The sequence below is a fragment of the Luteibacter sp. PvP120 genome (assembly GCF_054055715.1).
Window position 1 is genome coordinate 38,643 of the sequence record NZ_JBSRXP010000003.1, and the last position, 13,997, is coordinate 52,639.

Annotated in this window: 7 protein-coding genes and 1 pseudogene; 5 read left to right on the forward strand and 3 right to left on the reverse strand. The window is 60.4% G+C overall.

The window, feature by feature from the left end; translation table 11 throughout:
• Nucleotides 1–104: 104 nt before the first annotated feature.
• Entirely contained in the window at nucleotides 105–242 is a 138-nt protein-coding gene (locus ACVKN3_RS07485; RefSeq protein WP_354516663.1) for a hypothetical protein, read from the reverse strand.
• 340 nt (nucleotides 243–582) lie between these two features.
• Here ACVKN3_RS07485 and ACVKN3_RS07490 point away from each other — a divergent pair, with 340 nt between their 5' ends.
• The 5 genes and pseudogenes from ACVKN3_RS07490 to ACVKN3_RS07510 form a co-directional block, all read left to right on the forward strand.
• The gene (locus ACVKN3_RS07490; RefSeq protein WP_354516661.1) at nucleotides 583–1,149 is read left to right on the forward strand and encodes a hypothetical protein; all 567 of its coding nucleotides are present in this window, start codon (nucleotides 583–585) and stop codon (nucleotides 1,147–1,149) included.
• A gap of 111 nt (nucleotides 1,150–1,260) precedes the next feature.
• Nucleotides 1,261–2,163: an XVIPCD domain-containing protein gene (locus ACVKN3_RS07495; protein WP_354516659.1), complete on the forward strand. Its 903-nt coding sequence runs from the start codon at nucleotides 1,261–1,263 to the stop codon at nucleotides 2,161–2,163.
• Nucleotides 2,164–2,916: 753 nt separating this feature from the next.
• On the forward strand, nucleotides 2,917–7,386 hold the full coding sequence (locus ACVKN3_RS07500) for an RHS repeat-associated core domain-containing protein (protein WP_354516657.1): 4,470 nt from the start codon (nucleotides 2,917–2,919) through the stop codon (nucleotides 7,384–7,386).
• Between the two features lie 8 nt (nucleotides 7,387–7,394).
• Nucleotides 7,395–7,604 (forward strand): hypothetical protein, encoded by a 210-nt coding sequence (locus ACVKN3_RS07505; protein WP_354516655.1) that lies wholly within the window; start codon nucleotides 7,395–7,397, stop codon nucleotides 7,602–7,604.
• 230 nt (nucleotides 7,605–7,834) lie between these two features.
• Nucleotides 7,835–8,275 (forward strand): annotated as a pseudogene (locus ACVKN3_RS07510) (integrase core domain-containing protein); the annotation flags it as partial.
• A 106-nt stretch (nucleotides 8,276–8,381) separates the two neighbouring features.
• On the opposite strand, the gene ACVKN3_RS07515 reads toward ACVKN3_RS07510, so the two are convergent.
• Together ACVKN3_RS07515 and ACVKN3_RS07520 are read right to left on the reverse strand one after the other, a co-directional pair.
• Nucleotides 8,382–8,834 (reverse strand): SEL1-like repeat protein, encoded by a 453-nt coding sequence (locus tag ACVKN3_RS07515; RefSeq protein ID WP_354516653.1) that lies wholly within the window; start codon nucleotides 8,832–8,834, stop codon nucleotides 8,382–8,384.
• A 667-nt stretch (nucleotides 8,835–9,501) separates the two neighbouring features.
• Complete coding sequence (locus ACVKN3_RS07520) at nucleotides 9,502–13,956, reverse strand: RHS repeat-associated core domain-containing protein (RefSeq protein ID WP_354516651.1); 4,455 nt, start codon at nucleotides 13,954–13,956, stop codon at nucleotides 9,502–9,504.
• Nucleotides 13,957–13,997 lie beyond the last annotated feature (41 nt).

The window sequence follows — 13,997 nt, forward strand, 5'->3', positions numbered from 1 at the left end:
GACGGCCGGGCTGTTGGGCGGGGCGGCCATTTGAGTCGCTGCCTCGGTTGCGGGCAGCTCACTCGACCAAACTGAAAAGGGCCCGGTTTCCCGAGCCCCTGCGGTCATTTTTTCTTTTTATCTGGTCGCTGTGTCATCGCTGACGCTGCTGCGGTCTTGGCATCCTTCGATGCTGCGGAACTCTTCAGCGTCTTGCTCGCGGCGGTGCCAGCCTTCTTACCCGTGGTTTCGTTCTTGGCCATGACCTGTTCCCGAAACACGCCGCCCATCGCGGCACCTGAAGATGCTCCTTATCAGGCCTATGCCGCAAGGTGCCGAAGGCCACACCTTCTTGCGTCGTTGCCATCCCTTCAGTCGGTCGGTCCTGGCTGCCGATGAAAACGCGCGGCGGGATCAAGCGTGGCTGACTTGCCCGCGGCATGACCGTGGCGCAAGTTCAGCTCTATGGCGCGCAAGAGCTGAAAATGGTCGATGCCCTGCTGACTCGATCAGCTTCTGGAATTGACGACGGATGCCTGCGACCACGCACAGCGCCCGAGTGTGAGATTATCCGCTCAGAACCACAGGAGAGAGGTGACGGATATGCGTAACAGAGCCACGATCGGCCTGCTATTCGTCTGCGCCATGACCATCGGAGCGGGAGCCTACGCCATGTCTGAATCTCGCAGCGCACCGGGCACATTTCCCGTGTCAGCCCCTTTCGCGCTCGATGCCGCAGGGAACAGCATCACCATCCCCTTCGACGTCCACAGCGGCAGTGTGGATGCCAAGCGGCACCTTATGGTTGGGGTGGATGTACCCCATGCAGCAGACTTCCCGGCGGTGGAAGACGTGCGACTCCACACCCGACTGCTCCGTGTCCGGATCGTGTACGACGACCATGGCACCCATATACCGATCGAAACCGAAGACACCGAGACGATCATCGCCGGCAACACAGGTAAGCCACGCCCCCGTGCGGACCCGACGGCGTGCCGTCTCCATCTTTATGCGGGACTCGATGACGTATCGAACCTCTCGATCTGCGGCTTCTACGCCAGGCGCGATGGGCATTACATCGCGGAGATATCGACGATCGAGCCGATGCCCGCATTCAAGGGCGTTGCCACCACCGTACGTGTAGACAACTATTACAACACCGGCGAATAACGGAGGGCGGACATGGACAAGGATAGGTACACCGTTACGGTTTACGCAGCCGCCCCCGGAACACCTCTTACGCAAGAGAAGGATCCAGGCGCCACATCCACGCCTGGGCACATGTACTACACCACGCAAAAAAACGGGGAGACTCCGCAGAGCTACGGCTTCGCCCCCGTCAAGCACGGGTCCATCGATGGTCCAGGACATGTCGTACGGGACGACGTAGTCAACTACAAGGATCCGCTGTATTCGAGAACCATGGAGGTATCGAAGGATCAATACGAGAAGCTGAACGACTATGGCAATCGTCCAAAGGAGAACGGCTTCGATACTTACTACAAGGATGCCCGACACAATTGCGTCGACTTCGCCTGGTCGGCGCTGAACCACGCGAATATCAAGCGTACCGAGGTCGGCAGGGACAAGCAGCCGGTGGAGAAGGACGGTCCGGATGCCCTGAGACCATCCCACAACGTGGATGGGCTAAAAAGCATCAAGGATCCCGTGCCGGGCAGCGAACTCAATTCCCAGCACAGCAATCCTATGCCGAAGAACCAGAGTACCCTTCAGCGGATACTGAGTGAGGAAAACCGCGGCATGGATGATCCGCTCCATCCGGGCAACGGCATGTATCGTCAGGCGTACAGCGGCGTCGAGTCGCTGAACGCAAAGCATGGTGTAGCAGCATCAGACCGGGACATGGATTTTGCAGGTTTCATTGCCGCGAACGCCAAGGCCCAGGGCCTGGATCGGGTGGACCACGTCATGCTAAGTGACGACGGCAGCAAGACCTTTGCCGTACAGGGAAGCCTGCAGAGCTCTCATGGGCTTGACCGGCAGATCGCGCAGATGCAAACCACTGAGGCGCTCAATACGCCGCTAGCTCAAAGTAGCCAGGCGTGGTCGCAGCACGCTGCACAAGCTGAGCTGGTTGCCAGTCAGCAGCAGGCGCAGGCTCAAACGCAGAACGATATGCAGCAGAGCCAACAACAGGCGGCGCAGTCAATGCGGATGGGCTGACTACTACGGTACGGTTGTTGCGAATCAGTCCGCCAGCCAGGCTGGGCGGAGACTCACAACTACCACCTCACCAACGCCTAATCCGCGCCAGACGGACGACACCCGGCCGCTTACCTCCGCCACTTGCGCCGGACGTGCCCGGTACGCACTTCGCGTATTCGCGGAGCGAGGCCTCCATCGTCACCGCTTCAAACGCCTGATCCACGCTAGGTGCGAAATCAAACCGGCGTTGTCCGTATGCCATAAGGTACGGCGCCTATGCCAATGCAACGAAGCGTCCCGATCCTTCATTGTCCAGGTGCGCAAGCTTATAGATACCCCTCAGAGCCAATAGACCGACCTCAGTCGACGCCAAACGCAATTACTTGCGCAATGCCAACGGGTTCACGGATTTTTCTCTTGTCAGTTTTCCCTGACAGACACCCCGACATGACCCGATTACTATCCGCCGCGAGCGCCCGGCGATTGGGGAACCGGGCCGACCTGCAATGAAGAACACCGCCCCGCCACTCGTGCCTGGACGCTGACATGTTGCTTCGACACCTTCGGACCATTCTGGTCGTCTTTGGCCTTGCCGCCGCTTCGCTTTCGTCGGCCACCGCCAGCGATGGGCCAGCACGAGCCACTTCTGCTAGCGCACCAACCGCCATCGCAAACGCGGCGTTACCGAGGGCCACTCGGTCGGCATTGCGCTCAGCCGACACGTCGTCGGTCACTTACTACGGGGCACCGTACTGGACAGACGGCTGGTACGTGTACGAGCCGACCCAAAGCATCGAGGAGCAGATTGCCAACGATTGGGATTACTACTCTCGCCGCTGGGGCGTTGCACCATACGGAAGTCTTCACTGCAATTACGAATTCGACCCCAACGGCGATGGTGAAGACACAGGCCAGTTTGGCGTCATCTCCTGGCACGGCGACTGTGGGGGCGGTAACGAGATTGTAGGTACGCCATACACCTATGACGCCGGTAAGAACAACGGCACAGGTGCCGGTTGTGACGGCGGAGAAGGCCATGATGGTGATGGAGGCGATAGCGGTAGTGGCGGAGATAGTGGGCCCACATGCCAAGACGATAAGGGTGATGCTCAGGATGATTCTGTGCCAAGTGCCGGCGACCCCATCAACACGGCGACCGGCAACAAGTACGTCCAGGAAACGGACTTCAATGCGCAACGATGGCTGACCTTCCGCCGCTTTTACAACAGTCATCCTTCGGCACGTTCAAGCGCTATGGGCACAAAATGGAGTCATTCATTCCAGCGGATGCTCTCCATATTCCCAAAAAGCGACGGAACCGCATTGGCAACTGCCAACCGTCCGTCGGGTATGGGCGAATCGTTCAACAAGACGGGCGGCGTATGGACCACCACGCCGGACAACCCTGACCGCCTTACCGAAGCCGATGACACGTCCGGCAATCCGACAGGCTACACCCTGTGGATTGCTGCCCTCCGCCATACGGAAACCTATGGCGCGGATGGGACGCTGCTAGCCATCTCTGACGCTACTGGGCAGAGCGCGACACTTGCTTACAGCAGCACGCTCACGGACCCCGCCATTGCGCCCAAGGCGGGCCTGCTACTCACCGTGACGGCACCCGACGGCCGCTTGCTCTCGTTTACCTACGATGCCAATGCTCGCATTCATCAGGTCACCCTGCCCGATGGTGGCACGCTGATCTACGGCTATGACGCGACCGGCAACCTCACCTCGGTCCAGTACCCGGACGGCAAGACCCGCCAGTATGTCTACAACGAGTCGACCCTGACAGGTGGATCCGATCTGCCTGCCGCCATGACCGGGCTCATTGACGAGAATGGCGTGCGTTTCGAAGACACTGCATTTGACGGAACGGGCCGGGCGACCTCGACGCAGTTCAGTGGTGGCGCAGGCAAGGTTTCGATTGCCTATAATACCGACGGGTCATCCGATGTTACCTACCCTCTCGGCGGCACCTCACACCAGGGCTACACCACAGTCCAAGGCCTCGTCCGCGTGGCGACGTTCGACAAGCCCTGTGGTGAGTGCGGACAGCCTTATGCATCCCGGACTTATGACGCTAATTCATATCCTGCGACCTACACCGACTTCAACGGCAGTGTCCGTGCCGTCACCTATGACGCCAACGGATTGCTGACGGAAGAAGTCGACGCGCAAGGTAGCGCAGACCAGCGAATCACGGACACCACCTGGAACACAGCTCTCCGTGTCCCGGTGCTTACTACGGTCGAAGACAACACGGGCAAGGTCGTCAGCAAGTCCGGCTGGGCCTATAACACCTCTGGTTTAACCACCGCTGCCTGTCTTATCGACCCGGTTGCAGCACCGTCTTACACCTGCGGTGCAACGGGCACAGCCCCTGCCGGCGTCCGCCGCTCCGTGATGACTTACTGCACGAGCGTAAACGGCACCACCTGCCCGCTCCTCGGCCTCCTGCTCAAAGTCGACGGACCGCGCGCGGACGTGACCGACACGGTGTCTTATGCCTACTACCCGACCACGGACGAATCCGGCTGTGCCACGGCCGGCGGTGCATGCCACCATCTCGGCGACGTCAAGACCGTCACCGACGGTGCCGGTCTCGTCACCACCTATGTCGCCTACGACAAGGCGGGTCGGCCGACCCGGGTGAAGGCGCCGGATGGGGTCCTGACAGACCTGGGTTACACCCCGCGTGGCTGGCTGGCATCGAAAACCGTGCGCGCTTCCACGGCTGGGACGCCGTCGACCAGCGACGCCACCACGACGGTTGCCTACAACCCCGACGGCACGGTTCATTCGGTGACGGATCCGGATGGCGTCGTAACCACCTACACGTATGATGCGGCCCATCGCCTGACCGACGTCACCGACGCAGGCAACCGCCGGTACCACTACACGCTCGATGCTTCTGGAAACAAAACCAAAGAACAGGTCATTACCGAAGCCGGCACCGTAGTTCGCGCCACTGCCCAGTCGTTCAACGCCCTCGGCCAGCTCACCACCGTTACCGATGGCCTCGGACGGACCGTGTTTTCGGCATCGGCTGCCGACAGCTATGACGGCAATGGCAATCTGGTTCACAGCGCCGACGGGCTCGGCGTCCAGCAAAAGCACGTCTTCGACGGCCTTGACCGGCTGGTGAGCATCCTCCGGGATTATCAAGGCGGCAACACGGCGACCGCCAACAGCCAGTCGGTGAAGACATTCGATGCGCTCGACCGGGTCACGGGCTTCAGTGATCCCGATGGCTTGAACACCACCTACGACATCGACGCCCTTGGCAACGTCAAGGGCCTCCATAGCCCGGATACCGGGCTGACCGCCCGCACGTTCGATATCGCTGGCAACATCGCCAGCTCGACCGATGCGACCAGCGTCAGCCATGCGTCCACTTATGATGCTGACAGCCGCCTGCTGACCGCCACCTATGCCGATACCACCTTAAACGCACAGTACAAGTACGACGAGGCCGATTCTGTCACCGGTTGCACGGGCAGCCACGGCAAGGGGCGACTGACCCGCGTCATTGAAGGCAACGGTGGCATTGTTTTCTGCTACGACAACCGTGGCAATGTCATCAAAAAGCAACAGACGGTCGGCATCGTTAACCGTACGACTGCGTACACTTGGACGCTCGCCAATCGGCTCAAGTCAACGACGACACCCAATGGCACCCTGATTGCCTACACGCGCAACACCCTCGGCCAAATCACCACGGTGAAAGCCACGCCCCCGGGCGGCGCAGCGACAACCATAGCCAGTGCGGTCACCTACAAGTCCTTCGGTCCGGTGGCCACTTACAAGCTTGGCGACGGGCAGACGGTGACGCTGACTTATGACGCCACGGGAGCCCTGACCGACATTGCGAGCACGGCGTTTACTTTGCACGTCAAGCGGGATGTGATGGGCGACATCGTCGCCATCGGCAACGCGGCCGGCGTGCCCACACCGATGGAGACCTACGGCTACGACGCCCTTTACCGCCTCACCGGCGTGAAGGCAGCCACCGGCACGAGCATCGAGGCTTACACGTACAACAAGACCGGGGATCGGTTGAGCAAGGCCGCACCGGGGCTTTTGACGGGCACGTATAACTACGCTTCCGGAACGCACCACCTCATGGGTGTCGGCACGACGACGCGCCAAGTCGACGCACGCGGCAACACGACAGCCGATGTCCTGGCGTCTGGCGCCTATGGGTACGGCTACAACGGCCGAAACCGCCTCACCGTGGTCCAGAACACTGGGGTGACGGTCGGTAGCTATGTGCTGAACGCCTTTGGCCAGCGGGTGCAGAAGACCGCAGGCACCGTTGCCACCCGGTTCGACTATGACGAGAACAGCCGGCTTCTGTCTGAGAGCACAGGGACAGCCACGCGCGATTACGTGTTCATGGACAACCTGCTCGTGGGTATTGTCGACGGGACGGGGACAACGCCCACTGTCAGTTTTGTCCATGCCGATGGTCTGGGCTCGCCGCGCGCCGTGACCAATCCGACGGGTACGGTGCTTTGGCAGTGGGCGTACGCCAGCAATCCGTTCGGTGAGAATGCGCCGACGTCATCGTCCGGCTATGCACTCAACCTGCGATTCCCCGGACAATACTTCGACGCCGAGTCGGGCCTGAGCTACAACGTCAACCGGGACTATGAAGCGGCCACGGGTCGGTACGCCCAGAGTGATCCGATTGGACTTGCGGGAGGCGCCTCTACATATGGATACGTTCGCTCCTCGCCACTCGCGCGGGTCGACCGGCTTGGGCGTGACGACTCAGGCTGCATGCGCGACCCGTCATGGTGTGGCTGGCTCCCACCAGCGAACACACCCACCAATGGTTCACTCGGCATAGGTGAAACGGGCGGAGCCGCAAATTTTGTCGAATCGACGGAGTTTGGCTTTGCTGGTGACACAACACCCAATATTTGCTTCTACGCTACTGTGTGCGGATCCGCAGGAACGGCCGTGGGCGCGGGCGGCGCGGTTGGGGGAACAGCTTCCATCGGTACGGGAGCACTGACCAGCGGGCAAACCGACACCGCTCAATTTGGATTTGACACAGGTGACGGTGCAGTAGGGGGCGCCTCTGTCCAGTACGACCCGTCCAGCCAGACGATGTCGATGGCGAAGGGATTTGCTGGTATCGGAGGTGGCGTCTGGGGCGGAGCACTGATGTGCAGGACGCAATACTATTGCGCCAGGGACAACAAGCCAGACCCCCAACCAACGTGCAAATGAGGACAAAGGTGAAAAACATTGATTGGGCAGTCATCCTCCATGGCCCTCAATACATCGGTTTTCGCATCACGATGATCGGAGTAGCCATGGGATTCGTCGCGTTCGTCACCGCGATGTGCGGATTCATGTATCTGGGCATATCGGTGTTCGCCGTCGGCCTGTCGACTGCATTTACAGGCATCGTCATCAACTTTTCGCACGTAAACCGTCGGAAGTAAGCCTTCAGCCGGAGCGCAACAGCGCTTCGGCTTGCCTGTGCAATCGCTGTCTGCGACCGTAAGCCATGACCAAGCCTGACCCGCACCCCGAAATTCTCGCTGTCCTCAAATGCACCGAGACGTTCGCAGAGGCTGCTGACGCCCGTCAACCGCGTGCCATTCCAGGACACGGACCGCGCAAAGCTCACGATGGTGTTTCCCGGTCTCGCCCACGAGCACTGGGTCGCGACACGTTCAATGTCATCGACGACTTCACCCGAGAGGCATTGGCGGTGGAGATCGATCTGAACCTTCCGGCCTCCCGCGTCATCCGCACGCTGGAGCGCGTAGCCGCCTGGCGCGGATATCCGGCGAAGCTTCGCCTGGACAACGGCCCGGAATTTGTCGCTTTGGCCGTTGCCGAGTGGGCCGAGCGAAAGGGCATCAAGCTCGACTTTATCGAGCCGGGCCGACCCATGCAGAACGGATTCATTGAACGCTTCAACGGCAGCTTCCGTCGCGGCGTCCTGGACATGCACGTTTTTCGCAACCTAAGCGAAGTACGTGAACAGGCGGAACACTGGCTAGCCGACTACAACCGCGAAATCCCCCACGACAGCTTGAGCGGGCCGACGCCCGCCGAGTTCAGGCAACAACACGACCCGGCAACCTTGGGTTATGGGTGGCACTAATTTGCGGGGAGTCGACAAAAGGACGCGGATCCTTCGCCGCATTTTTCCCGTCCGGCTCGACACGATTTAGCTTTTCTGCGCATCAGCGACATTCTCGCTTGGAAATCTACGGATGTTCCGGCTGAGCTTCCGATGGACGTTTCGGCTGCTTGTCGATCGCCTTTAGTTCGTCTTTTGCGTATTGAAGCCCGGCATCCGCAGCCTTATGCAGCCAAAATAGAGCACGACCACGCTCTTCTTCATCCTCACTGTTGTGAAGTAAACCAAAAAGTCCATAGGCACAGCCCGCATCACCGTTTTCGGCACCAATGGTGTACCACTTGATCATAGCTGCACGATCACCCCTCACAATTGAGTGATAGCTGGCCAACCTGCGAGCAGCGTCGACTGATCCCTGGATGGCCTCACGACCCAGTGTCGCCTGCTGAGTAGAGCTGAGATCTAAATCTCCAGAGAGACGAACGGGTGCGTCATGTTTATCGGTCGTCGCTAACACAGGAGATGCAGCCGAAAAACATAGAATCAAGAACAACGTGCGCTCAATAAATAGATCTGTCACGGCTTAATCCGATAAAGCATCTGCTTGCTGACCCGGACCCGCGTAAGCATTGCACGATGTGTTCCAGATAAGCCCGCACTCCATTGATGCGATTGCACTAGCTTTTCTTGCTCCCTATCCACGATGGAAATCGCCGCTCGGTTCCGAAGCCACGCAATGATGCTCTTAATTGCCCTTCGCCATAGACCCCGGAGGCGCTTGTGCGTTTTCAACGCCATCTTTCAACGATAAGGTAACGCCCGAAGAATTAGACCCACTAGGCTGAAGCACTTGGGCCTTGTTCGCGTGCAGATAACGCACATCCAACTGACCCGGTGAGGCCCAACGCACATCCACGCCGTACGCTTCGGCGTTTCTCGTGGCGCCATAAATTTCAGCCACCGCGTGGTCTTTGTCGCAAGTTTTCCGGACAGGAACAACGCAAACTATGTAATTGTATGGTGACGTTGCGTCTACCCCCCCTTCGAGCACGACTGCATCTTTGGAGCCATCGGGGCTTGTTAGCCGAGCGGCCTCAAGAGCATCTGGCGTACATCCACTCAATATCCAGCAGGATATTAGACACGCCGCGCAGAGATACTTACGTGGAAAGGGGGGCATAGTGGATCCAGGCTATGTTTCGTCAGAGGATGTCGGCGAAATGCTGTCATCAAGAAGGTCAAAGAGGTTACTTCGTAACGCCATAGCAATTGCGGTACCACCATATTCCATTGCGAATCTGCATCTGATCCGCCGGATCATCCCCGTATGGAGCACTGCCAAAAGGTGATCCAAACGCAGGATTACCGTTTCCAGACCTCGTCTGGGCCCAACCTGCAGCTCTGAGAAGAACTGTATCAGGGATGCCTCCGGCAGCACCAACAGCGCCGTAATGGAAGTTGCCGTAATCCGCATACTGACGACCCTGCTGTTTGAAGTCCCATGGGCCGTGTAAGCGTTCGTTCTCGTAAAAGGTCAGGTATTCCCTGCCCATTGCCGTGCCACCACTGATGATCGTGAGCTGCCGCAGGCCTTGCATGGTGTAAATGTCTGCGGACAGGTTATTGCCAGGAGGCTTAGGCGGCATCATGTCCTCGCACTCGCCGCACAATGCCAGCGGATCAGCATAATTGAAAGGATTACTGTTGACATAGGCGTAGGTGCTGATGCCGCCGGTCAAGCCGATGGGATCGCTCTGGATGTATCGCCCGGTTGTGCTGTCGTAGTAACGATGAATGTTGTAGAGGAACCCGCTTTCCCGGTCCCAGTACTGACCCGCGAACCGGAGATTCAACACATACCCGCTCGTCGATGTCGGTGCCTGCTCACCAAATGGGTTGCCTTGGTAGGCCCATGTCCACAGCACCGTGCCGGAAGCGTCGGTCACCGCCCGGGGCGTGTTCAGGCCATCGGCGTGCACGAAGGCCACCGTGGTGGTGCCGTCCACCACCGCCACGGGGGTGCCGTCCATCCACACGTAGTCCCGGGACGCGGCGCCATATTCGCCCAGCAGCCCACCGGGGCCATAGGCGAACCGGGTGGTGGCAGAACCCACCGTCTTGGCAATCCGATGCGCTGAGGCGTCGTAGGTGTAGGTCGCGACCGTCGAGCCGGCTTGCTGGAGCACGGTCAACTGGCCGCGCCCGCTATAGCCATAGCCCCACGCCGTGCCGGCGCTGGCGTTGCCAGTCGTCGACCCATTCGCATCATAGGTCCGGGAACCGGTACCGATGGTCGTGAGCCGATGCGTGCCGCTTTGATATCCGTAGGTGCCGGTGGCCAGACCCGGTGCGGTTTTGGTCAGGCGGTCGCCGGTCTTCGAGTAGGTGTAAGCCTCGATGAGAGTGCCGCTGGCGTTCTTGACACCGGTGAGCCGATAGAGCGGATCGTAGGTGTAGGTCTCACTGGCCGGCGATGCGCCTGCAGCGTTGCCCAAGGCCACGATGTTACCCACCGCATCCCGTGCCACATGCAGGTTCAGCGCCGGGCTGACGATATCGGTGAACCGGTAGTTGGCATCGTAGCTGCGGGCGACGGTCTGACCGTTGCCCAGCGTGTAACTCGCGACCGGGCCGAACGGCAGGTAGGTGGCTGCACTGACGACGGTAGTAGCCACGCCCTTGGACGGCGTAACCGTGACCTTGGTGACCTGACCCACAGCATCCCGTCCGTATTCGGTCACCAAGCCGCTCGGCGAAGCGATCGCGGCCAGACGACCAGCCTTGGTGTAGACATAGTCAGTGGTGTCAGTCACCGTGCCCTGCGTCTGGCGCTCCTCGGTCACGCGTCCCTGGTTGTCGTAGCAGTACACGGTGGTCACCGTGTTCTCCACGACTCGCGTCAGGTGGCCGATGGGGAACGAGCTGACACACCCCGTGACACTCATGGCCTCATCGTAATGAAAGGCGGCATTGGGCTTGGCGTCGGTATAGCTGACCGAAGTCTTGCGACCCAATGCATCGAACGACTGACTCGCCACGGTGGATTTGGCATCGGTCTGCGTCAGCGCGTTACCCGCCGTGTCGAAGGTGGACGACTGCGCACCCGTATCAGGGCTGGTCAGGGAAACGGGGTTGCTCAGGCCATCGAAGCCGTAACTAGTCACCAAGCCATCGGGATCGGTTACCGACTTGACCTGGTCCAGGGCGTCCAGCGAGAGTTTGGTCGTGCTCGAACTGGAGGCATCGGTGCCGTTCGCATTAGCCACACTGCTGACCACGCGGTCCAGGCCGTCATAGCCGCTCTTCTGGACCGTACCCAGTGCATCCTTGGCCGACACCAGGTTGCCGTTGGCATCGTAACTGCCGCTGGCCGTCGCGTCGAAGACGACATGGCCCAATCCATCGGTGACACTGACCAACTGACCCAGCGTGTTGTAGCCCCGCGCGAGGCTCTGCCGCGAAACGCCCTTGGCGTCGAAGGTCTCTTCCTTGATCCGATTGCCTGAGGCATCCAGGGTGTAGTAGATGTGCTCGCCCAAGCCATCGGCCACATCGACCAGGCGATGCGCGTCATCGTAGCTGTAGGTGACCGTCACGCCGTCCGCGTCCGTCACCGAGGTCAACGCGCCGTTAGCGTCATAGGCCAAGGTGGTCGTGGCGTCGCCGGCCGAGGCCGTACCGTTCGTATTGGCTCGCACCGTTTGGCTGGTCAGCCAGCCGCGGGCGCTGTAGCTGAGATCGGTCACAACCCCGCTGGGGTCCTGGCGGCGCACCGGCCGCCCCGCCTTGTCATAGGCAAGCACTCGGGTCACCTGGCCCAGCGCATTCGTTACTTGGGCCAGGTCGCCCGCCCGGTGGCATGCCCCGCCCAGCGTCCCGCAACCGGACTCATCCGTGGTGAGGTAATAGCCAAGCTGGGTGACATCACCGACATCGGCACGCGGGCCATCGACCGACAGCAATAGTCCGACCCGCGGGCACTGGGTGGCGTCGACCGCATCGCAGTAGGTCATGGTCGAGCGCCGCACGCCGGCGGGCGCGGCACCCGTAGCCAAGCACGTATAACCGGCGGCTGTGGAGACGGTCGGATCCATGTCGCACTGGGCCGTCACTTGGCCCCGTGCGTTGTAAGCCCAGCCCATTTTGGCGACGACGGTGCCCGAAGCATTGCTGATGGTACGCGTCAGCGGATTGCGCCAGACCGGCTCCCACGTCGTTATCGTGGTGCGCTGATCGTTGGTGTTCTTCGCCTCGATGCGCTGGGTCTCCAATCCAGCCGGCGTCGTGACGACCGACGTAACGTGATTGGCGAAGGCGACAAAGCTCGACGGCCACCCATTCGCGTCGTAATTGATGGTCGAATAGGGTTGCGCGCAATCGGGGCCGCAGGGCGCCGAGCCCCCGGTGACGTGCGATTGCGCCTTGAAGCTCTGGAAATTTAGTGCTGTCGTCGCACCCAGTGGCGTGGTCGCCGTATTACGCAACTGCCCATAGGTGACCTGATAGGTGTCAACACTGCCGGCGAAGCTCGCCGAAATAGCTCGACCGCTGCTGTCGTAAGCAGTCGTCTCGAACCGCACCCCTTTCTCGTCGACGAGACCAGTCATCGCGTTGGGCTGGGCCTTGCCGCCCGTCAGGGTGCTCTCGTTGTAGACGTACGTGCGCGAGTGATTGTCCGGGTAAGTCACCGACGCCAGGTTGCCTTGGCCGTCATAGCCATACGAAAGTGCAGCACCATCCGGCAGCGTCACCGTCGCCACGCGTCCTGCGCTGCTGTAGGTGAAATTCAAGGCACGTCCATCCGGCCCCGTCACGGTCAGCAGCAGACCCGCACGGGGCGCCGTCTGTGTCGGGGTGCTAGACGTGCTGTAGGCAAGCGTGGTGACTGCGCCAGAGAGGTCCACGACAGACTGGAGCGTCCCATCCAGCGCGTAGTGTTCCGTCTCGCGCGCTGCGCCAAGGAACAAGGCGTAACCGACCACGTGCCCGGTGCCATCGGTCTCGTCGCTCAGGGTATTAGCCGTATTGGCCGCGCCTACCCAGGCGCCTATTTTCTTGGAGAAGCGCTCTACGGAGCCATCGGGGCGATATACCGCCGCTGTCTTCACTGCGGCATTGTCGGCGCCGGTGGCATCGTGAAGCGACAACGAGCGGTCAAAGCTGTGGCGCCAGTGGGCACCCATGGCAGTTGAGGTGACTGTGGAGCTGCTGTTATAGAAGCGGCGAAAGGTCAGCGCCTCGTTGTCTCGAAAGTCCGTGTCTTGCTGATACTTATTGCCGTTGGAGGCGTTGATCGGGTCGCCGATAAAATTCGAGCCCGGACACATGGTCCCCGACTCTTTCGCAGCGTCTCCAGAGCTTCGCAACGGACTCGACCCGCCCAGCGCTCCACCTTTGCCGCCGTTGGCGGCGGCGCAGCCACCCAAGTTTTTCTCGGGACTCTGCGCAACATACTCGGTAGCCCAAACGCCGTAACCCGCCGTATTGGGCTGGGTGGTCACCGTGGCGGAAACCGCCGAGTCACGAGCATCATTGTCGTAATAGTAGTAATACAGCGTGGGGCAATTGGTCGTGCAATTGCCGCGCATCTGCGCCGCGAGCGATGAAACGCCGGCGTCGAGGGATGAAAAGGTGCCGTTGTAGCCGCTGGTAAGGTAATAGGGTGCGCCATAGGTGGATGTGGCCCAGGCCGAACCGCTCACGAAAAGCAGTATCGAGAGCGAACACTGGACCATCAACCGAG

Excerpts from the sequence above, each read along its gene's own strand:
- ACVKN3_RS07485 (WP_354516663.1), bottom strand. The coding sequence starts at position 242 with ATGGCCAAGAACGAAACCACGGGTAAGAAGGCTGGCACCGCCGCGAGC.
- ACVKN3_RS07490 (WP_354516661.1), top strand. The coding sequence starts at position 583 with ATGCGTAACAGAGCCACGATCGGCCTGCTATTCGTCTGCGCCATGACC.
- ACVKN3_RS07495 (WP_354516659.1), top strand. The coding sequence starts at position 1,261 with ATGTACTACACCACGCAAAAAAACGGGGAGACTCCGCAGAGCTACGGC.